A 22043-nucleotide genomic window follows, 5' to 3' on the forward strand; every position below is an offset into this window, starting at 1 on the left:
ATGTCAAAATATCTTGTTGCCTCCTTTTGTTTGCTGCTCATTTGTTTTACGCTAAATGCACAAAGCAAAAACCAGCCTCCAAATATTATTGTCATATTAGCAGATGATCTGGGTTGGGCCGACCTGGGTTCTTATGGAAGTAGTTTTTACGAAACACCTAATCTCGATAAGCTGGCCACAAAGGGAATCCGCTTCACAAAAGGTTATTCCACCTCCCCGGTTTGCAGTCCAACACGTGCAAGCATTTTGACCGGAAAATACCCTGTAAATACTGGTGTTACCGACTGGATCCGTGGCCGGCAGGAAGATGGTAAAGCGAAACTTTTCGAGAAATTGATTGCACAGCCTACCGCTTACCAGTTAGCACTGGAAGAAACAACCATCAGTGAGCTCGCCCTATTGAATGGCTATAAAACTTTCTTTGCCGGTAAATGGCATCTTGGTGAAGAAGAGAAATACTGGCCCGATTACCATGGGTTTCAGACTAACAAAGGAGGCTGGAGCAAGGGCTCACCCACGGGTAGAGTCAATGACAGTACAGGTGGTTTTTTTACACCCTATGCAAATCCAAAATTAAGTGATGGACCCAAAGGTGAATACCTCACAGACAGGCTGACGAAAGAATGTCTTGATTTTATTGATAACAATAAGCAATCCCCTTTCTTCTTACTGTATTCCTTATACGCAGTGCATAACCCACTGCAGGCTCCGAAGGCATTGATTGAAAAATATGAGGCGAAGAAAAATAAATTGAATGTTCAGAACAATGAGCGTTTTGCCAAAGACGAAGAATGGATGAAATATGAAAACGGCTGGAGAAGAAGACTTGTGCAGGATAATCCTGTTTATGCCGCCATGATTGAAAATATGGATACCAATATAGGGAAACTCTTAGAGAAGCTCATAGAGGTTGGTATAGATGACAATACTATGTTGATCTTTACTTCCGATAATGGGGGATTAAGTACCGCCGAAGGAAGTCCAACCGTTAATGGCCCTTTTCGTGCGGGCAAGGGATGGTTGTATGAAGGTGGTATAAGGGTTCCACTTATTATGTATTGGAAAGGGAGAATAGTATCAGGTACAGTCTCAGATATCCCGGTAACCACCGCAGATATTTTTCCGACTATTGCATGGGCGATGAATGAAAAATATTCAAAAGAAAAGCAAATTGACGGGGATGATATTTTTCAATTGCTTTCAAATGAGCCATTATCAAATAGCAGAACCTTATACTGGTTTTATCCGCATTACAGCAACCAGGGAGGCAAACCGGGCGCTGCAATTATGGCGGGAAATTATAAGCTCATTTTAAATTTTGAAGACGATAGTGTGGAACTTTATGATCTGTTGAACGATATCGCCGAAACAAAAAATATTGCTGAAACAAACAAGAAAACCGCAAATCGTTTAAAGCGAAACCTGCTTAACTGGATCAGGAAAACGGGTGCAAAAATGCCCAATAAAAATCCGGCGTTTGATCTTTCAGCTAATTCCCTCCCCTGACCATTTTTCAACTGCATTTGTTTGATCTGAATACACCGCTTTTTTGAAGCGCCAGCCCTCCATCCAAATAAAATAATGTTGGTTACTTAGTTATTGTATTTCTACATCAACTAAAACTAAAACCGAAACGATGCTTGTGCTACAAAGAAAACTGTTCTCTCTGTTTGCCTTATGCTTCTTTCTATTCCTGACAGGCTTACCGGCATTTTCACAAACCGTTACTGTAAAAGGTACTGTTGTAAATGCAGGGGATAATAATCCTGTTGCCGGAGTATCAGTGGTAGAGCAGGGTTCAGAACGAGGAACTTCAACCGACCAGGATGGTGTTTTCAGCTTAAGTGCATCCGGCACTAAGCCAGTACTGGTCTTTAGTAATGTGGGATTTAAAACCTATACCCTCATATGGGATGGCTCTTCTGCCATTACCATCAAACTTGAACCTGAAGCTGCATCCATGCAGGATGTAGTTGTGGTTGGTTATGGTGTGCAGAAAAAAATCAATCAGACGGGATCAACCCAAACCATCAAATTTGATGATGCCGTTAACCAGCCTGTTACCAATTCAGGACAACTCATGTATGGAAAATTTTCCGGTGTTCAACTTACACAAGGCAGCGGATTACCCGGGGCAGATGGATCAAATGTAATCATCAGGGGTGTGGGAACTTTTGGGGCAACAACACCTTTGGTTGTAATAGATAATATTCAGTATAGTGGCCTTGATGCATTTAATAACCTGGCACCATCTGATATCGAAAGTATCTCCGTATTGAAAGATGCATCTGCAAGTGCCATCTATGGTGCCAGAGGTGCAAACGGGGTAATAGTTGTAACAACTAAAAAAGGGAAAAGTGGCGCAATGAGCGTTGTGTATAATGCATATGTTGGTTCCCAGCAAGTAACAGTTGTGCCGAAGTACCTGGATGCCGTTAATTATGCAAGGTTGAAAAATGAACGCGACATTAATGCAAATGGAGCAAACGCACCTTTACGCTATTCTGAAGACGACATTCAGGCCATCATTGACGGATCTGATCCAGATAAATATTCAAATACCAACTGGGCCAATGAAATTTTAAGAAAGGCTCCTGTTCAGAATCATTACCTGGCATTTTCCGGTGGAAATGAGAAAACCACTTACAGGGTTTCACTTGGTTATCTTAACCAGGAAGCGGTAGTAAAAGGCAAGTTTAAATCTGAAAGATTTAATCTGAGCTTAAATATTAATTCCAAAGTAAAAGATTGGTTAACGATTTCTAATGTCACAAATACTTTCTGGACAAAGTTCAAAGGCCCTTTTGGTGGACCGGGAGCTATAACCGGCGAAACAGGGATCATCAACCAGTTTCAACGATCCGCTCCAACTGTTCCTGTATATTATTCTAATGGAGAATATGCTGTTGTGGATGGATCGTATCAGAATGTAAACGCCAGTTTCCCCATAACACATGCTATCAGGAGAGGCTTCCTTGGCGACTACAAGAGTAATGATATAAATATTGCCGATCGTTTTGGTGTGAAGGTTGATTTTTATAAAGACCTGTCTTTTGAAACAAGCGGAAGTATAAACCTTAGCTATGGGAATGTTTCAAGTTTTAATCCATTTGCCAATCTATATGATTCAGAAGGAAACCTGGTTGCACAAAACCTGGTGAATACACTGTCCAATGGTACGAGCTTTGATTACCGGCTTCTGAATGAGAATATCTTACGGTATAACAAAAACTTTAATGATAAGCATGACCTTACCGTTCTGTTGGGTCATTCGGTGATCTATAACCGAAACGATGGATTTACAGGATCATTAGAAGGATTTCCTTCCAATGCCATACAGGAATTTGATGGAGGGGGTGTTCTGAATCCAAAAGTAACCGGTGCAGCATCAGAAGAATCCCTTCAATCCTTCTTTGCAAGATTGAATTATATCTACAATAGCAAATACCTCTTTGAACTGAATGTAAGAAGGGACGGCTCCTCTAAATTCGGACCAACGAAACGCTATGCAAACTTCCCTTCAGCATCAGCAGGATGGAGGGTAAGCGAAGAGTCATTCATGCGGAATATAAGCTGGATCTCAGATCTGAAGTTGAGAGCTAGCTGGGGAATTACCGGTAATGATAATATCGGTAACTACATCTATGATCAAACCTATAATACTAACCTGGATTATTTTTTGGGAACAAGTACAGTTGTGGGTGCAGTTGCCATTACAAGGCTCGCCAACCCAACCATTACCTGGGAAACGGTTGAACAGTATGATATAGGTTTGGATGCCGGTTTATTTCGCAACAAATTATCGATTACTGCAGACTATTTTAAAAGGCTTAGCTCTGATGTGCTCTATGGTAATTTCCCAATTCCAAACACGATAGGTGTAACGAATCTTGCAGCCCAGAACGCAGCAAGCATGATCAACAGCGGAATTGAATTGGCGTTGAATTACCGCGACAGGGTTGGGAAACTCAACTATAGCTTTGGTGGTAGCTTAAGCAAATTTGATGACAATGAAGTTACTGGCCTTGGTGACAGAGGACTGGAAACGATCGACGGTGAAACCATTATCAGGATCGGTGTTCCATTCAATGCCTATTATGGTTATAAGGTGGTTGGTATTTTTCAAACAGCGGAAGAGGTGGCAAATGCACCAAAACAGTTTGGTAGCAATTTAACCTCCCCAGGTGATTTTCAGTATGAGGACTTGTCGGGCCCCGCTGGAAAACCGGATGGTATAATCAATGCCTTCGACAGAACGGTGATAGGAAATCCCTACCCGGAGATGATCTATAATTTTAATGCCAATCTGAGTTATGAGGGATTCGATTTTAATGTGCTTTTTGAAGGACTGAGTGGCCTGGATCGCATTCTTAATGACAATGGACAATTGCCTTTTGATGGCGACAGGAACAATGCGCTATCCTATTGGGTTAACCGCTGGACGCCTGAGAATCCATCCACTACATTGCCACGAATTGGTGGCGTAAATAATAGTGTTATATCAACCTTCTATATACAGGATGCTTCTTACCTGCGAATGAGAAACATTGAGATAGGATATTCCCTTCCTGTTTCTTTCACCCAAAAATTCGGCATATCAAAGTTCAGGGTATATGCAGGTGCGCAAAACCTTCTGACTTTCACAAAAATGGAAAATTTCGATCCTGAAAGGGCAAGAAGTGGAAACACCGATCAGTTGACTCCCTTATATAAAGTGTACACGTTTGGTCTAAACCTCAAATTTTAAGCAGAATGAAAAATCTAGTAATAATAATATTGGTACTGGCTTTAAGCGGGTGCTCAAAAGAATTTCTTGACAAGAACTCCCTGACGCAAATAGGTGACGCCAGTTTCTGGAAAAGCGAGCAGGATGCCATCCTGGGTATTAATGGTATCTATGATGTATTGCAGGATAGGGTGATGTATAGCGGTAACCTGAATGGTACAGCTGGACTTCCCATGTATGATACCTTTGGTGACAACGCCTATAACAGCTTTAAGTTTGAAGGGCCGGGTAATTTCATGATTGCTAACATTGATCCTTCAAACGCATTGTTTTCGGCATTATGGACATCTTGTTATAAAGGTATCGCGAGAGCAAACGTTGCCCTGGAAAATATTGAGAAGCTACCGGCAGAAAGTATTTCAGATTCCAGTAAGCAGGCATTAATGGGGCAGGCACTTTTCTTACGATCATTATTTTACATGAACCTTGCAGTTTACTACCAGGATGTTCCCCTTATTTTGAAAAGCCAGAAAATAGAAGAGGCCTATGTTGCTAAGAATTCATACGATGAAGTTTCACAACAGATTGTGATAGATCTGAAGAAGTCAATTGACATGCTCCCTGAATCTTACACAGCGGCACAATATGGATATGCAACCAAAGGCGCTGCATTGGGTTTGCTCGCAAGGTTTCAATTATACAATAAAGAATACCAGGATGTATTAGATGCTACAGAAGCAATAATAGCCTTAGGCTATTCACTTCACCCGAACTATGCACAATTATTTACGGAGGCGGGAGAGTTTTCAAATGAAATACTATTCTCGGTAAGATTTTTCCAGGATGTATCTGCCAACGGCGAAACCTTTTCATCCACCTTTTTACCGGCTCCTAAAATCGATAACCAGCCTATGCCGAATATGGTTAACGATTATTATTGTACAGATGGACTTCCAATTACATCATCACCATTGTATAAGGCAACTACGCCAAAAGAAAATAGAGATCCAAGGTTGATAGCTTCTGTTTATTTCCGCAACGACATTTTCCTGGTAGATCTTAACAGGGTATTCACCGGAAATACTGCTACTAAATATGGACTTAAGAAGTATATCAGGAACAGCGCTTCGGCAACAGGTATTTCAGTGTTTAATCCGGGTGGACAGGATTTTATAGTTCTTCGCTTTGCTGATGTTTTATTAATGCGTGCAGAAGCGTTTATAGAACTCAATCAATTGGATGCTTCCTATGAATTAATTAACGAGGTAAGAGGCCGTTCTAATATGCCAGCCATTGAAGCTGTGGAAGGCGAAGGCCTGAGCCAGGATGATTTAAGGAATATTGTTCGGCATGAAAGAAGGGTAGAATTGGCTTTTGAGGGACTGCGCTATTTTGACCTTAAACGTTGGGGTACACTTGAGCAGGCCTTCGAGCGTGTAGTGGCAGATAAAATTCCCGGTTATGCGGCAGTGTACCAACCAGGGAAATCGGAGATATTTCCTATTCCGCTGGTGGAGCTTAATGCAAATTCAAATCTTGTACAGAATCCTATATGGTAAACCAATAACCGGAAATGTTGAAATCCGGTTAAAAGCATTGACTTATGTCAATGCTTTTTCTTTTTTTCCTTATACCCGGGTGCATTTACTTCGCCAGGAACGTATATACTTTTCCCGCTGTAGTTGAGATGTCATATTCAAAGGTTTCTTTAATCTTCAGAAGCTGAATATTCACTTTTGATGAAATAATTGGTTCAGGTGTTTCGTCAACATAAAAGAACGGGTTGGTATTATTGCCGGAGGAACGCTTAAGAAGATCTCCATTGCCATACTTCATTTCGTTAGGAACGCGTAATCGTAGATTGCCACCGAGCCTTGACTTAATTATTACTTTAGCAATTTTACCAGCTTCCCATTCCATGCTCACTATTTCAAATCCTCCTCTTGCGCGCAAACCAGTAATAGTTCCGGCCGGCCATTTATCAGGAAGGGCAGGAAGCAAATGCAAACTGCCATCTGAACTTTGCATAAGCATTTCTGCGATACCGGATGTGCATCCGAAATTGCCATCGATCTGAAAAGGCGGATGCGCATCAAAAAGATTGTTGTAAGTGCCTCCCCCGCCGGGATTGGTGCCTACTGGTGTAAGCTGATCCTGAATCAATTTGTAGGCATGGTTTCCATCAAGCATACGCGCCCACCAATTTACTTTCCAGCCCATGCTCCAACCTGTAGATACATCACCACGTTGTATAAGTGTTGTTGACGCTGCTGAATGCAGTTGAGGTGTTCGATAAGCCGATATCTGGTTGGAAGGAAACAAGCCGTATAAATGCGAGATGTGACGGTGCTGATCCTTTGGATCATCGATATCTTCCAGCCATTCCTGTAATTGCCCGTGTTGCCCGATATGCATGGGCGGGAGTTTTCTTCTCAGCGCTAATAGTGTGTCCGCAAATGACCTGTCACTGTTTAACATCTCTGCTGCCCTTATAGTAGTGCTGAAGATGTCAAACACGATCTGATTATCCATCGTTGCGCCTGCAGCAATAGATGTTTCTTCGTGTGCTTTTGGTGCATTTTCTGGTGACATGCCGGGGTTTACAACCAGCCAGTCATGATTCGGATGCTTCACTAAAAAGTCAACATAAAATAAAGCTGCACCTTTCAGGATGGGATATATTGATTGCAAATACTGTTTGCTTCCGCTGTAGAGAAAATGCTCCCACAAATGCTGACTCATCCATCCTGCGCTCCCGTTCCAGCAGCCCCACAGAGGGCCGTCTACTGCCCCTGTTGTACGCCAGATATCAGTGTTGTGATGCGCTACCCATCCACGCGCACCATACATGCCACGCGCAGTTTCCTGGCCTGTTCCCGACAATTCTTCAACCATCTTTAAAAATGGTTCATGAAGTTCTGCAAGATTGGTTTTCTCCGCTGGCCAGTAATTCATTTGTGCATTAATGTTGATGGTATACTTGCTATCCCATGGTGGACGCATCGAGGCATTCCAGATTCCCTGAAGATTTGCTGGCTGCCCCCCCGGTTGAGAAGATGAGATCAGCAGGTAGCGACCGAATTGAATATAAAGAGCTGCCAGCTGAGGGTCGTTGGAATGGCGGAAGTTTTTCAATCGCTCATCGGTGGGCAGTTTCGCCATATCGGTTGTGCCAAGATCGAGTGTTACACGGTTAAAATATTTTTGATATTCAGCAACATGTTTTTTCACCAGCACATCAAAGGATTGGGAATAGGCATGATCCAGCCTATTCTTTGCAAGCATTTCATCGTTACCGCTTAGATCCTGGTAAGATTTGAAATTTGTTGCAACTGAAATATAAATCGTAACCGCATTTGCTTTGTTCACAATCAGGGCGCTATCATTCACCGTAATGCTCCCTCCTTCTGATTTGATTCGCAAAATTGCTGTAAAATGAATTTTTCCCTCAACCCCTTCATGATCAATGGTAGATCCTGCAACAATTATTTCGTGCGATGAGCTGGTGATAACACTGGCATTTGGTTGAGGTGTAGAAAAATTCCCAATAAACGAAATCATTCCTGGTTTGCTTGCGGTTAATCGCACTGCAATAACGCTGTCTGAAAGAGACGCGATCATTTCACGTTTGTAATTAACATCACCTACTGTGTAGGAAACTTTCGCTACCGCTCTTTCGATGTCAAGATCACGATAGTAATTTGTGCATCTTTCATGACCTTTGAAAGCCAGCTTAAGATTTCCAACCGGCAGAAACATCTGACCGTGAGAGTTTTTTGTAATGATCGCTTTGCCAATCAGATCCTCCGCTTCCTTATAACGTCCATCAAATATGAGTTGCCTTATCTTCGGGAGCATGGCTAAAGCTTCCGGATTATCATTCCGGTTTGGACCTCCACTCCATAATGTGTGTTCATTTAGCTGGATGATCTCTTCTTCCGGATTTCCATAGACCATTGCCCCAAGTCTGCCGTTACCAATGGGCAATGCATTTTCCCAGGTATTTCCGGCGGGAGTTTTATACCAGAGTCTGAGCGGTATCTTTTCTTGTGCTGTAGCCGTGACGGCGATGGATAACAGAACACATAAAGAAAGTAATTTCATTTATCCCTTTTTAAATATTATGATGTAACCTCTATCATCGCTTTGATAATGTCAGAGGCCGGATTCAGCCAGGTTTCAAAATGTTTCCCTGCATCCTCAAAACTTACCCGATGAGTAATGTATGTCTCAGGATCCACGAGCTGCTTTTTCATTGAGTCAATAACATGTTCAAAATCTTCTCTCGTTGCATTGCGACTACTCATAAGAGTACCTTCGCGCTTATGGAACTCAGGATGGCTAAAGGAAATATGTTCACGTTGCAAACCGATCAGAACGTAACGCCCTCCATGTGACATGTATTGAAAACCTTTGTTTATAGCCTGTAAATTACCTGTAGCATCTATCACTACCGAAGGCATATCCATTCTGGTAATTTCCTGCAGAATTTTGAGCACGTTCGAATCCCTCGCATTAATGGTATGATCAACCTTAAGTTGATCCCGACAGAATTGCAGACGGTGATCATTGGTGTCTAACGCAATAACTTTTGCTCCCGCTATCCGCGCGAACTCCATTGTGCCAATGCCAATTGGACCAGCACCAATTACCAAAACAAATTCACCGGGCTTTATTTCAGCCCGGCGTACACCATGGGCACCAATAGCCAATGGTTCAACCAGCGCCATCGCATCCAGTGAAAGTCCATCACTGTGTAACAACGATGCCGATGGAACGGATATAAATTCCGCCATACCACCATCTATGTGCACCCCACATACCTTGATGCTTTCACAACAATTTTGTTTGCCAGCCCTGCAAGCCACGCAGTTGCCACAGCTGAAGTAAGGGATCAGCGATACTATTTCCCCTGTACGAAACCCCGGAGCATTATCGGCCGAAACAAATTCTCCTGCCAACTCGTGTCCAAGTATTATAGGGTAGCTTAGAAAAGGTTGTGTGCCCTCGTATGCATGCAAATCAGTGCCACATACACCTATCCGTTTTATTTTAATGATAGCTTTGTTCGCTTCGCTTTCAGGTTTCTGTTTTTGCTGATATTCGAACTTCCTGGGTTCGAGGCAAACTAAGGTCCTCATGGTTTCTATTTCTTTCAGTGAAACAATTAAAATACAGCTTTTAATGATATTTCCTTCGATGGTGGTTTCCTGAGTGTATATAAGAAGGCTTATTTTTATAATCCGAAAAATTATTAACAACTATGTATTCCCGTCTTAAACTGTTGGCACCGTTATTACACATAACCCTGTCCATGATTTTTCTGAACACGGATCTTAACGCTCAGGCAACCGGCACTGAAACATTTACAGTAACCCAGGTGCCTGCAGAGAACGGTTCTTATACAATTCAACCTCCAATTGCAGATGGTACCAGGGTTAAAGCCGGAACTGTATTGACTGTAATCGCTAAGCCCTCACCTAAATTCAGCCTTGATGCTATTTACTATACAGTGAAAGGCGGGATGTGGGGAACAACCAGTTTTGAAAGTTTTTCTTCTCCCATGACAATCAGGGTTGATAAGGATATGTCAATAGGGGCCACATTTGTTGAAAAGGAACTTGTAGAGAATTTGAATGTAACGCAGGATCTGGTTTATGCTAAGCCGGGAAATAAAGCCCTGAAGTACGATGTGTTTTCACAAAAGGGTGCACGCAATCTTCCCTGCATTGTAATAGTTCATGGCGGCGGCTGGTCGTCAAACAATGAAGATATCATGCGGGGATTGGCCCGCGAATTAGCTAATGGAGGGAAGTATGTGGTATTCAGTATCGACTATCGTTGGGTCAACAAACTGGATGGTGATGAAAAACCCAACTACATGCACAACCTTATTGAAGATGTTTTCGGAGCCATTGCGCATATACAGGAACATGCAGCCACCTATGGCGGTGATCCTAAGCGAATAGCTGTTACCGGCGACAGCGCAGGAGGTCATTTATCTGAATCAGCAGCAATGCTCTCTCCATTGATTGGTGATGGTGGTTTTGGTACCCGTGCCGGGGTTTATCAGTATCTGCCCAGCTATATGCCAAAAGGGAAATCTGTTGACCAGGTGCGTAAAGAAATTACAGATGCCATCAAAGCAGTAGCGCCAAGCTATGGACCTTCTGATGCGCGTCATTTCAAAATGTTCATTGAACAGACCAGCGATGAATACTATGATGCCGTATCACCCGTTAAGCATGTACCAAACGCTACCCAGAGAGCAATTCCCCACTTCATTGTTCGTGGCAAAAAGGATGATCTTGTAACCCATGCAGTTGTTCAGTCATATGTGGATGTATTGAAGGCTGCAGGACAAAGAGTTGAATACATCCAGGTTGATGATGCAGCACATGCATTCTTTGATTGGAAGCCCGATGCAGCAACCAGGACGACATTTGCGAAGTATGGAATTAGGTACGCAGCAGAGATGCAGGCTTTTTTTGATACTGTGTTCAAATAGTTGTCATTATATGCTTAACTAATTTAGACATAGATTTGCCTCCGAATAATTTATAACTGACGAAATAATTTGCAATGGAATTAATAATTGCCCTGGTAACATTAATACTCCTGGAAGTAGTTTTAGGGATAGATAACATCATTTTTATTTCCATTGTAACCGACAGGCTACCTGCACATCAGCAAAAGAAGGGAAGACGGCTTGGACTCTTACTGGCAATGCTTATGCGTCTTTTGCTGTTAACGATTATTTCTTTCATTCTAAAATTGGAGGGAAATCTTTTCACCATCCTTTCAAACAATATTTCCGGTAAAGACCTGATCCTGATAGCAGGGGGTATTTTCCTGTTGTACAAAAGCGCCTCCGAAATTTATCATAAGATGGAAGGGGAGGATGGCGATACCTCTAAAAACATCAAGGTGACTACATTTGGCAGTGCAATTGGACAAATCCTGATTCTTGACCTCGTGTTTTCAGTTGATAGTATTATAACTGCTGTAGGTATGGTAGATGAGCTGTGGATAATGTATACAGCCGTGGTGGTAAGTGTTGGCGTTATGCTTTTTGCGTCAGAACCGATAAGCAAGTTCGTGAACAATCACCCTGCTTTTAAAATGCTCGCTTTGAGTTTCTTATTGTTGATAGGCGTTTCACTGATCGCGGAAGGATTAGAAGTTCATATTCCCAAAGGATACATTTATTTCTCAATGGCATTTGCTCTGCTTGTAGATGTTTTTCAAATGAAGATGAACAAGCGAAAATCAGCGCCGGTTAAAACACATGAACATTACCTGCCTGGCCAGGAAGATAAAAATATTGATATATAAAGAAAGTAGATGCCCCTAAATACTAATGTGAGAATAAAATGGCTGGTTGCAGGCATATTGTTCGCGGCATTTTGGGCATCTGCGGCAACAGCAACTAAAATTGGTCTTAGGGTTGCACAACCCCTGGTGATCGCAGAAATGCGCTTTGGATTGGCCGCTCTTATCATGCTCATTATAGCGCACGTTATCAAAGCTCATAGACTACCAGCAGGCAAAGAATGGAAACAGATCGCAATCTATGGGCTGCTTAATATCACCATTTATTTGGGTTGTTATGTTATTGCAATGAAAACTCTCACTGCAGGTATTGGTTCACTGGCCATTGCTACCAACCCCGTGTTCATCAGCTTTTTTTCCGTGATACTTTTAAGGAAAAGATTGACATGGGCCGTTATTGCTGCCCTTATTGTATGTACAGCCGGCGTTCTTACTGCTGCATGGCCTTTATTTGCCGGGGCTGAAATAACAACAGGTGGTTTACTGCTTTTACTTTTTAGTATGCTCTGTTACTCTCTAGGGGCCATTTATTTTTCCTCCCTGAAGTGGAATGATCTTTCCTTATTTACCATCAATGGCTGGCAAACATTTTTAGGTGGCTTGTTTTTACTGCCAGCAACTTTATTTTATTATGAGGATAGCTCCAATCATTTCACCAGCACCTTCTGGTGGTCGGTCGCCTGGTTGGCTATTCCTGTTTCTATCATAGCTGTTCAGCTTTGGTTGTGGCTTTTGCAAACAAATGCTGTAAGAGCCGGACTATGGTTGTTTTTGTGCCCATTGTTTGGTTATGTATTTGCCGCATGGTGGATGAATGATGAAATAAGCACCTATACTATTACAGGTGTAATCCTGGTTATCGGAGGCTTATTGCTATCAAAACTGAAAACAGGCAAGCAAGAAATTGTTCTTGAATAAGCGCGCTTTAGCATCTTTATCTTCGCAAGATTAATATATTGCTCCTGATGAAAAGATTACTTCCTCTGTTCATTATTTTACTTTCTGGTTGCTCATGCTTATTTGCCCAAGACAATCTGCATACAGTATCAATACTCGTTAAAAATGCAGATGAGAAAAATGCACTGGCAGGAGCAACTGTTACCATTGATTCTCTAAACCGAACAGTGGTTGCTGACAGCAGCGGACTGGCCATCTTTACAAATGTTCCAAAGGGCAACTATTCTATAACGGTGACCTTTATAGGTTTTGAAGAACAGAAGCTAATGCTGACTGTTCCGCCATTATCAACTAAACCTTATGAAATATTCCTTGAAGAAGGAGAGGAGCATCATGAAGAAGAAGTATTTGTAACAGCTACCAGGCTTAGCAGAACAATAGCGAATATCCCTACCCGTATTGAAGTACTCAGTGGAGAAGAACTCGCAGAGAAAGGAAACATGCGGCCGGGAAACCTGCAGATGCTTTTGAATGAAACAACAGGCATCCAGACACAGGTAACTTCTCCTGCCTCTGCTAACGCCAGCATTCGTATTCAGGGATTGGACGGTCGCTATACCCAGATCCTGAAAGATGGATTCCCACTCTATGCCGGCTTCTCCGGGGGATTGAGCATCATGCAGATTGCACCACTTGATCTTCGACAGGTGGAAGTTATTAAAGGATCTGCCTCCACACTTTTTGGTGCGGGTGCCATCGCCGGACTGGTAAATCTTGTTTCAAAAGTGCCAACCGATGAAAGGGAGATCAGCTTCCTCGCCAATGCTACTTCTGCCGGGGGCCTTGATTTCAGTGGATTCTACAGTGAGAAATACGGCAGCCTGGGATTAACCGTTTTCGGATCGAGGAACAGCGGCAGCCCTTTTGATCCGGCTGACATCGGCCTCACGGCTATCCCTAAGTTTGAACGATATACCATTAATCCAAGGCTGTTTTTTTATGGCAATAAAACCACTGCCAATGCCGGCTTTAGTTATATCACAGAAGACAGGCTCGGAGGCTCAGTGGATTATATCAAGCGTGGAACCGATGGCTATTTTGAAGAGAATAATACAGACCGATTCACCACACAACTGGCTATCAACCACCGGCTCACCGATAAATCTACCCTGAACTTTAAAAACAGCTATAGCTACTTTGACCGGCAGCTACAAGTTCCTTCCTACCAGTTCAAGGGACTGCAAAAATCAAGCTTTTCTGAATTTACGTTTACCCATGAACGCGAGAAAGCAGATTGGATTATTGGCGCTAATTTCCTCACGGATGATTTTGAGGAGGAGCAGCAGTCAGCTGATCCGCTTCGCAATTATCACTACAACACCTACGGCATCTTTGTCCAGAACCAGTGGGCACCCAATAATTTCCTGACCCTGGAAACTGGTCTGCGCGGCGATTATGTGAACGAGTATGGATTTGAACTCCTTCCAAGGATCTCTGCCATGCTGCGCTTCACGCCCCAGCTCACAGCGCGTATTGGTGGAGGGTTCGGCTATAAGACACCAACCGTGTTCAATGAAGAATCAGAACGTATCCAGTTTCAGAATATTCTTCCCATCAATACCTCCACCACCAACAATGAACGCTCTGTTGGAAGCAACATTGATCTGAACTATCGCACCACCATCGGCGAAATCGGATTTACCATCAACCAGCTCTTTTTTTATACCCGTCTCAACAAGCCCCTTGTCCTCAGCAACAATGGTGCTGATTCGGAGTTCGTGAATGCCGATGGTTATATAGATACAAAGGGAATGGAAACCAACCTTCGACTTACCTACGGCGATTTTAAACTATTCGTGGGCTATACATATGCAGATGTGAATACACATTTTGATGGCAGTAAAGAATGGTTTCCGCTCACGGCAAGGCATAGACTAAATAATGTGCTGATGTTTGAGAAGGATGAGAGACTGAAGATCGGGTTGGAAGCTTATTATTTCAGTCCCCAGCGCCTCAGCGACGGTGCCCTTGGTAAATCATACTGGATAATGGGACTGATGGGGGAAAAGGTTTGGGAGAAGTTTTCCCTCTTTATAAACTTCGAGAATTTCACCAATACCCGCCAAACCAGGTTTGATACGATCTACACGGGTGCAATCACCAATCCCGTCTTCCGCGATATCTATGCACCCCTGGAAGGGTTTGTAGTGAACGGCGGCATTAAGATCAGGCTAAGTGGAAATTAGTACAGCGGAACCGGTATGAGGAGCAATTTTTTACCAAAATCAGTAAATTTGGTAAGGATTTCAGTAATTTGTATAGGTCATTTTCCCTCGATTAGCCACATCTTTAAACGATTGTATTACACAAGAATCTTAACGGCTCTATCTAAAGATTATATTTAACTTCATTAGTCAATAATTACGCTGATAAATTTTTCAAACTCATGGCAACATTCAACCTGACTGTTAACGGAAAAAAGCAAGAATTAAATGTTGATCCGAGTACACCTCTATTGTGGGTACTCCGCGATCACCTCGATCTTGTAGGCACCAAGTTTGGCTGCGGCATGGCTCAATGCGGTGCATGCACCATTCACCTTGATGGCAAGGCCGTCCGCTCCTGCATACTGCCGATCTCAGCGGTGGGCGACCAGAAAGTGACCACCATTGAGGGACTATCAGAAAACGGTGACCATCCCGTACAGACTGCATGGCTCGAACATGACGTGCCCCAGTGCGGGTATTGCCAGGCGGGACAAATCATGAGCGCGGCTGCCCTGCTGAAAGAAAATCCATCGCCAACCGATGAGCAGATCGAAAACACGATGAGTGGAAATATCTGCCGCTGTGGTACCTACACCCGCATTAAGGCAGCAATCAAAACAGCTTCTAAAACCATTAACGCTTAAGATCATGACAACAATAAAAACTGGAATCGGCAGAAGGTCTTTCCTTAAGTCATCTGCACTTGCAGGTGGAGGCTTATTATTAAGCTTCAGTTGGTTGGGGGGATGCAATCCCTCTCCTAAAGAAGCCCTCTCCCTTCCTAAAGAATGGTTCGAGCTGAATGGTTACCTCAAGATCGGGGAGAACGGACTGGTGACCATTATGAGCCCCAATCCCGAGATTGGACAGAATGTAAAAACATCTATGCCAATGCTCGTTGCAGAAGAGCTGGATGTGGATTGGAAAAATGTGATCGTAGAACAGGCACCGCTCAATACAAATGTATTCACCCGCCAGTTGGCAGGGGGAAGCCAGAGTATCCGCCAGGGATGGAAAAGCCTTCGTATGGCAGGCGCTACCGCGAGGAGAATGTTGCGCGAGGCAGCAGCCAAGTCGTGGAACGTTCCGCTGGATGAAGTGACCACCGAGGCAAGCATGCTCTATCATAAAGGCAGTGGCAAATCTGCGAGCTATGGTGAAATGGCATCGGCTGCAGCCAGCATTACAGTTCCTAAAGAAGTGGAACTGAAAAACAACAAAGACTTTAAGATTATCGGTACCTCCAAAAATAATGTGGATGGTAAGAGCATTGTTACCGGTAAGCCTCTATACGGGTTGGACTATAAGAAAGAAGGTATGCTGATCGCTATGATGGTTCAGCCTCCCGGCTTTGGCATGAAATTGAAAAGTGTTGATGACTCACAGGCGCGGTCCATGCCGGGTATTAAAGACATCTTCACCATCAATACCTATAAAGATGACTATGCAAGACAGTGGTGTGATGTGGATGCCTTTAATGACCTCGTTGTTGTTGTTGGAAATACTACATGGGAAGTAATGAATGCCCGCAAGGCCTTGAAGCTTGAGTGGGAGCAATTCAAGGACCATGATATTAGCTCCTCTTCTTTTTCGGGTGATAAGGTTAGTATCAAAGTTCCCGGCGGACTCGAAAACTCCACCCGCCATGCGCTGCTCATGAATGAATATGCAGCAAAGCCGGGAAAAGTTGTCCGCAAAGATGGCAATCCGGATGCCGCTTTCAGTAAAGCTGCCAAGGTTATCGAACGTTCTTATTCGGCGCCTTTCCTTGCTCACAATACCATGGAGCCAATGAACTTCTTTGCCCATGTAACTGCCGACAAAGCAGAACTGGTTGGTCCTATCCAGACACCAGAATTCATGGAGAAGAGCGTTGCCGCCAGGCTTGGATTGCCACTCGAGAAAGTTGATATCCAGATGACAAGGCAGGGTGGTGGATTTGGTCGTCGCCTGTATGGTCACTTCCTCGTTGAAGCCGCTGTTATCTCACAAAAAGTAAATGCTCCTGTCAAATTAATTTATACGCGCGAAGATGATATGTCTAATGGTGTATACCGTCCGGCATACCATGCTTTGTATCGTGCAGCACTGGATGCCGATAATAACCTGATCGCCTTTCACGTGAAGGCAGGTGGTATTCCTGAAAGCCCATTGTTTGCTGACCGTTTTCCTGCAGGTGCAGTTGAAAACTATATTGCGGAAGAGTGGTCAGCCCCTTCCAACATTAGTGTTGGTGCATTCCGTGCTCCACGTTCTAATTTCATTGCAGGTGCTGAACAGTCCTTTATAGACGAGGTAGCAGAAGCTGCAGGAAAAGATCCGATCCAGTTCAGGCTAGATCTGTTAGACAGGGCCATTAAGAATCCGGTTGGAGAAAAGAATGACTACGAGCCTAAGCGATATGCCGGTGTGCTGGAGTTGGTTAAAACCAAATCAAACTGGGGTGTTGATACGCCAAATGTATTCCGTGGTGTGTCTGCCTATTTCTGCCACGATAGTTATGTAGCCCATGTAATTGATCTTGTGATGGAGAATGATAAGCCGCGGGTACAAAAAGTACATTGCGCAGTGGATTGCGGTATCGTCGTGAATCCAGTTGCGGCTATCAACCTCGTTGAAGGTGGATCGGTTGATGGAATTGGTCATGCCATGTACAGCGGACTAACATTTACCAATGGTACGCCCGATCAGAATAACTACCATCAATACCGACTGATTCGCCATCGCGAAGCACCAAGAGAAATTGATGTTCACTTTGTGCAGAGCGATGTTGATCCAACAGGTTTGGGTGAACCACCTTTTCCGCCGGTAATGGGTGCATTGGCTAATGCGCTTTATAAGGCCAGTGGTAAACGTCATTACCAGCAACCTTTCATTATGGAAGGTGTTAAGAGAGGCTAATTAAATTCATAAAACCATACAATCCGTAAGCAGTTCGCTTACGGATTTTTTTTGTAAACATTGAAATGATTATCACAATGAACAGTGCAAAAGGCCTCTTCTTGATTTCCCTTTTATTCTTGGGAGTAAATGGATTTACACAAACAAATAAAGTAATTGAGTTCTTCCCCAAAGGCACGGTATTGCATGGCAATATTCCTTACAACACCAACCACTTACCAAAACAACTTTTAGATATTTATTTACCTCCCAACGCAAAGGGGAAATTACCCCTGGTGATTTTCGTTCACGGCGGTGCATGGTTAGTAAATGATAAATATGCCGACATGGGCTATATGAGAAAGACCATTGCTGAAATTGTAAGTAGCGGATTTGCACTGGCATCAATCGATTATAGATTTGCTTCTGATGCCATTTTCCCGGCGCAGATACAGGACTGCAATCGGGCCGTTTCATTCCTGGTGGACAATGCCGACAAGTATGGATTCGATAAAAACAAGCTTGCTGTTATGGGCTTTTCAGCAGGAGGACACCTTGCATCATTGATGGGCTTATCGAAGAACAATAATATTGAAGGCTTCTTCATGCCGGGAACAAACAGATCATTCAGCTTCAAAGCAGTTGTAGATTTTTATGGTCCGGCTGAATTGATATTGTTTCCGGGAAGCGACGATCCTAAGTCTCCCGAAAGTATCCTGATCGGCGCCACGCCTTTATCCCGTCCCGATTTAGCAAAAGCTGCAAGTCCTGTAACCTATGTAGATAAAAGCGATCCTCCCTTCCTGATCATCCATGGCGAAAAAGATGATATGGTTTTACCAAAGCAATCACAGTTATTGAGTTCATGGCTAACGGTGGCAGGTGTTCAAAACGAACTGGTAATTGTAAAAGATGCACCACATTATGGTGAGATGTTTGATACAGATGAGCTACGGAAAAAGGTTATAAGTTTTTTGAAGACGAGGTTGAATTAATCATCATATGACTATTCAAAATATTTATGCTGGAGTCAGAAAGCATCTCGTAGATATTTTACTGGTAGGTTTTTTACTCCTTATAATCTTTAATCCCGGAGCAAAATCCTGGATGCTGAAACAACTTGTTTCAATAGGATTGTTCAAAGCAGAAATAAAGAAGGAGGGTATTAATAGTAATCCGGAAAAAACATCATTTTCTTTTACTGATGCTGCTGGTAATCCTGCTTCTTTAGAAGACCTGAAGGGGAAAGTGGTGTTCATTAATTTCTGGGCCACCTGGTGCCCACCCTGTGTGGCGGAAATGCCTTCATTGGAAGCACTCTATTCCAGGTTCAAAGACGATGAGCGGATTGTTTTTTTGTTTATGAACGAAGATGATGACAAAGCGAAAGCCATAAAATATCTTCAAAAGAATAGTTATACAATGCCAATTTCCAAATCTACAGGTGTTGTACCCAAAGAAATCTATAGTGGCACTTTACCTACAACAGTAATATTAAACAAAGAGGGTAATGTAGTTCTAAAAAAAGAGGGGTTAGCTAACTACAATACTGATTCGTTTATAAAGCAGTTAGAAGAGCTATTGTAAATTCCAGAGTGAATATTAAATCGATCCGGAATTATAGAATTAGTGGTAAATTAAAGGATGACAGTGAATAAATCTTCCATAAGCAGAAGGAACTTCCTGAAGTCTTCTGCCCTGGCAGGCGGGGGATTGATGATCAGCTTTAGCTGGCTCTCATCCCTTGCCGCGCCTGCCACCCAAGCCAATGCTGTTGCTAGCAATTTTGCTGAGCTCAACGGCTTCCTGAAGATCTCACCGGAAGGTATTGTCACGATCTTTTCTCCCAATCCGGAAGGCGGACAGAATGTGAAGACCTCCATGCCAATGATCATCGCAGAGGAACTCGACGTAGATTGGAAATCAGTTGTGGTTGAACAGGCACGCCTCAATACCAAACTCTATTCCCGCCAGACGATTGGTGGTAGCCAGGCTATCAGGCAGGGATGGAAAACGTTGAGAACTGCCGGCGCCTCTGCGCGACAGATGTTGCGCCAAGCTGCTGCACAGGCATGGAATGTTTCCGCTGAGGAGATCACTACCGAAAACGGAAACCTCCATCATAAAGCATCGGGGAAAACTGCTTCCTATGGATCAATGGCATCTGCTGCAGCAAAGATTCCCATTCCGAAAGAAGTTAAACTCAAAGACTTTAAAGATTTTAAGATCATCGGCAGCTCACAGAAAAATGTTGATGGCGAAAAGATCGTTACCGGTAAACCGCTCTTTGGTTCTGATATTATCCGCGATGGAATGCTCATCGCCATGATTGTTCATCCCCCTGCATTTGGAATGACATTCAAATCCATTACAGACAATGCCGCAAGATCAATGCCCGGTATAAAGGATATTTTTCCCATCAAAATATTCAACGACGATTATGAAAGATCTTTCTTCGATACCTGCTCTTTCAACGAAGTGGTTGCCATTGTTGGTAACAGCACATGGGAAGTAATGAAGGCTAAGAAAGCATTGAAGATCCAATGGCAGCCTATTGCTGATCACAAGTTCAGCAGGAATGCTTTTGATAGAAAAGAAACAGTCACCATCCCTGCCGGGCTTGAGGGTACCAGCAGGCATGCATCCACCATGGCTGAATTGCTGAAAAAGCCAGCCCATATTGCACGCAAAGACGGCAATCCGGAAGAAGCATTTAAACATGCTGCAAAAATTATTGAACGCACATACAACGCGCCTTTCCTGGCCCATAATTGTATGGAGCCTATGAATTTCTTTGCTGATGTAACTGACGATAAAGCGGAACTGATCGGTCCGCTCCAGAAGCCGGAGATGACGGAGAAGGCTCTGTCTGCTCGTTTAGGCATGCCTGTTGAAAAGATCGATATTCAGATGACGCGCCTTGGCGGCGGCTATGGAAGAAGATCCTATGCGCATTGGCTGGTAGAGGCAGCGCTTATCTCACAAAAACTCAAAGCACCGGTTAAACTTATTTACTCCCGCGAAGATGATATGAGCTCGGGAATTTATCGTCCCACCTATACAGCGATGTATCGTGCTGCATTAGACGCAGATAATAACCTGGTAGCATTTCATGTGAAAGCCGGCGGCGTTCCTGAAAGTCCCCTTGAGGAGAATCGTTTTCCTGCAGGCGCCGTTGAGAATTATCTGGCCGAAGAGTTCACTATCAATTCAAATATCACTACCGGTTCTTTCCGCGCGCCAAGATCAAATTTCATTGCGGCCGCAGAGCAATCCTTCCTCGATGAAGTGGCAGAGGCTGCTGGCAAAGATCCAATTGAATTTCGGTTGGAGTTATTAGATCGCGTCATAAAGAAACCAGTAGGAGAGAAGCATGACTACGATCCCAATCGTTATGCAGGCGTGCTGAAACTGGTGCGTGAAAAGAGTGGCTGGAATGCTTCCCCCGGCAATCTGCATAGAGGTGTATCCGCTTATTTCTGTCACAATTCATATGTGGCCCAGGTGCTGGACCTTACCATGGAAAATGGAAAGCCCGTGGTTAAAAGAGTGTGCTGTGCTGTTGATTGCGGTACTGTTATTAATCCTGATGCCGCCATCAATCTCACCGAGGGTGCAGTGGTGGATGCAATTGGAAATGCGCTGTATGGAGAGCTTACTTTTAAGGATGGTGTGCCCGACAGGAATAATTTCAATCGTTACAGGATGATCCGGCATAATGAAGCACCTAAAGCTATTGATGTTCATTTTGTAAAGAATGATATCGATCCAACCGGTATGGGCGAGCCTGCTTTTCCACCTACTTTCGGCGCACTTGCCAACGCGCTGTACAAGGCCACCGGCAAACGTTTTTATAAACAGCCTTTCAATAAACAACTAAACGAGAGCCTTAAGGCTTTTTGATTATTATTTCCCTGTTAACTGATTACCGTTGCTGTAGG

14 protein-coding genes are annotated in these 22043 nt (G+C 43.5%); 12 read left to right on the top strand and 2 right to left on the bottom strand.

Annotated elements, in window-relative coordinates; translation table 11 throughout:
- The 3 genes from V6M43_RS01320 to V6M43_RS01330 all read left to right on the top strand — a co-directional run bounded on the left by V6M43_RS01320 (nt 1) and on the right by V6M43_RS01330 (nt 6285).
- The gene (locus V6M43_RS01320) at nt 1-1506 is read left to right on the top strand and encodes a sulfatase (protein WP_332732243.1); all 1506 of its coding nucleotides are present in this window, start codon (nt 1-3) and stop codon (nt 1504-1506) included.
- 130 nt (nt 1507-1636) lie between these two features.
- Entirely contained in the window at nt 1637-4747 is a 3111-nt protein-coding gene (locus V6M43_RS01325) for a SusC/RagA family TonB-linked outer membrane protein (RefSeq protein ID WP_332732244.1), read from the top strand.
- 5 nt (nt 4748-4752) lie between these two features.
- Nucleotides 4753-6285, top strand: a complete 1533-nt coding sequence (locus tag V6M43_RS01330) for a RagB/SusD family nutrient uptake outer membrane protein (RefSeq protein ID WP_332732245.1) — start codon at nt 4753-4755, stop codon at nt 6283-6285.
- Nucleotides 6286-6370: 85 nt separating this feature from the next.
- Here the strand turns inward: V6M43_RS01330 and V6M43_RS01335 are convergent, their stop codons facing one another.
- Nucleotides 6371-8830, bottom strand: coding sequence for a glycoside hydrolase family 95 protein (locus tag V6M43_RS01335; protein ID WP_332732246.1), 2460 nt, complete (start codon nt 8828-8830; stop codon nt 6371-6373).
- 17 nt (nt 8831-8847) lie between these two features.
- On the bottom strand, nt 8848-9867 hold the full coding sequence (locus tag V6M43_RS01340; protein WP_332732247.1) for a zinc-binding alcohol dehydrogenase family protein: 1020 nt from the start codon (nt 9865-9867) through the stop codon (nt 8848-8850).
- 173 nt (nt 9868-10040) lie between these two features.
- Here V6M43_RS01340 and V6M43_RS01345 point away from each other — a divergent pair, with 173 nt between their 5' ends.
- The 9 genes from V6M43_RS01345 (at nt 10041) to V6M43_RS01385 (ending at nt 22005) form a co-directional block, all read left to right on the top strand.
- The gene (locus V6M43_RS01345; RefSeq protein WP_332732248.1) at nt 10041-11234 is read left to right on the top strand and encodes an alpha/beta hydrolase; all 1194 of its coding nucleotides are present in this window, start codon (nt 10041-10043) and stop codon (nt 11232-11234) included.
- Nucleotides 11235-11308: 74 nt separating this feature from the next.
- Nucleotides 11309-12061 (top strand): TerC family protein, encoded by a 753-nt coding sequence (locus V6M43_RS01350; protein ID WP_332732249.1) that lies wholly within the window; start codon nt 11309-11311, stop codon nt 12059-12061.
- A 9-nt stretch (nt 12062-12070) separates the two neighbouring features.
- Nucleotides 12071-12976, top strand: a complete 906-nt coding sequence (locus V6M43_RS01355) for a DMT family transporter (protein ID WP_332732250.1) — start codon at nt 12071-12073, stop codon at nt 12974-12976.
- 47 nt (nt 12977-13023) lie between these two features.
- A complete protein-coding gene (locus tag V6M43_RS01360) occupies nt 13024-15201 on the top strand; it encodes a TonB-dependent receptor (RefSeq protein ID WP_332732251.1) in 2178 nt (725 codons plus the stop codon).
- 200 nt (nt 15202-15401) lie between these two features.
- Nucleotides 15402-15866 (top strand): (2Fe-2S)-binding protein, encoded by a 465-nt coding sequence (locus V6M43_RS01365; protein WP_332732252.1) that lies wholly within the window; start codon nt 15402-15404, stop codon nt 15864-15866.
- 4 nt (nt 15867-15870) lie between these two features.
- A complete protein-coding gene (locus V6M43_RS01370) occupies nt 15871-18123 on the top strand; it encodes a xanthine dehydrogenase family protein molybdopterin-binding subunit (RefSeq protein ID WP_332732253.1) in 2253 nt (750 codons plus the stop codon).
- A 65-nt stretch (nt 18124-18188) separates the two neighbouring features.
- Nucleotides 18189-19097 (top strand): alpha/beta hydrolase, encoded by a 909-nt coding sequence (locus tag V6M43_RS01375; protein ID WP_332732254.1) that lies wholly within the window; start codon nt 18189-18191, stop codon nt 19095-19097.
- A gap of 7 nt (nt 19098-19104) precedes the next feature.
- Complete coding sequence (locus V6M43_RS01380; protein WP_332732255.1) at nt 19105-19689, top strand: TlpA family protein disulfide reductase; 585 nt, start codon at nt 19105-19107, stop codon at nt 19687-19689.
- A gap of 57 nt (nt 19690-19746) precedes the next feature.
- Complete coding sequence (locus V6M43_RS01385; protein WP_332732256.1) at nt 19747-22005, top strand: xanthine dehydrogenase family protein molybdopterin-binding subunit; 2259 nt, start codon at nt 19747-19749, stop codon at nt 22003-22005.
- Nucleotides 22006-22043 lie beyond the last annotated feature (38 nt).

This window comes from Flavihumibacter sp. (assembly GCF_036676075.1).
Classification (GTDB): Bacteria; Bacteroidota; Bacteroidia; order Chitinophagales; family Chitinophagaceae; genus Flavihumibacter.

What these genes read in the sequence shown, in the direction of transcription:
- V6M43_RS01320 (WP_332732243.1), top strand. Translation starts at nt 1, where the DNA reads ATGTCAAAATATCTTGTTGCCTCCTTTTGTTTGCTGCTCATTTGTTTT.
- V6M43_RS01325 (WP_332732244.1), top strand. Translation starts at nt 1,637, where the DNA reads ATGCTTGTGCTACAAAGAAAACTGTTCTCTCTGTTTGCCTTATGCTTC.
- V6M43_RS01330 (WP_332732245.1), top strand. Translation starts at nt 4,753, where the DNA reads ATGAAAAATCTAGTAATAATAATATTGGTACTGGCTTTAAGCGGGTGC.
- V6M43_RS01335 (WP_332732246.1), bottom strand. Translation starts at nt 8,830, where the DNA reads ATGAAATTACTTTCTTTATGTGTTCTGTTATCCATCGCCGTCACGGCT.
- V6M43_RS01340 (WP_332732247.1), bottom strand. Translation starts at nt 9,867, where the DNA reads ATGAGGACCTTAGTTTGCCTCGAACCCAGGAAGTTCGAATATCAGCAA.
- V6M43_RS01345 (WP_332732248.1), top strand. Translation starts at nt 10,041, where the DNA reads ATGATTTTTCTGAACACGGATCTTAACGCTCAGGCAACCGGCACTGAA.
- V6M43_RS01350 (WP_332732249.1), top strand. Translation starts at nt 11,309, where the DNA reads ATGGAATTAATAATTGCCCTGGTAACATTAATACTCCTGGAAGTAGTT.
- V6M43_RS01355 (WP_332732250.1), top strand. Translation starts at nt 12,071, where the DNA reads ATGCCCCTAAATACTAATGTGAGAATAAAATGGCTGGTTGCAGGCATA.
- V6M43_RS01360 (WP_332732251.1), top strand. Translation starts at nt 13,024, where the DNA reads ATGAAAAGATTACTTCCTCTGTTCATTATTTTACTTTCTGGTTGCTCA.
- V6M43_RS01365 (WP_332732252.1), top strand. Translation starts at nt 15,402, where the DNA reads ATGGCAACATTCAACCTGACTGTTAACGGAAAAAAGCAAGAATTAAAT.
- V6M43_RS01370 (WP_332732253.1), top strand. Translation starts at nt 15,871, where the DNA reads ATGACAACAATAAAAACTGGAATCGGCAGAAGGTCTTTCCTTAAGTCA.
- V6M43_RS01375 (WP_332732254.1), top strand. Translation starts at nt 18,189, where the DNA reads ATGATTATCACAATGAACAGTGCAAAAGGCCTCTTCTTGATTTCCCTT.
- V6M43_RS01380 (WP_332732255.1), top strand. Translation starts at nt 19,105, where the DNA reads ATGACTATTCAAAATATTTATGCTGGAGTCAGAAAGCATCTCGTAGAT.
- V6M43_RS01385 (WP_332732256.1), top strand. Translation starts at nt 19,747, where the DNA reads ATGACAGTGAATAAATCTTCCATAAGCAGAAGGAACTTCCTGAAGTCT.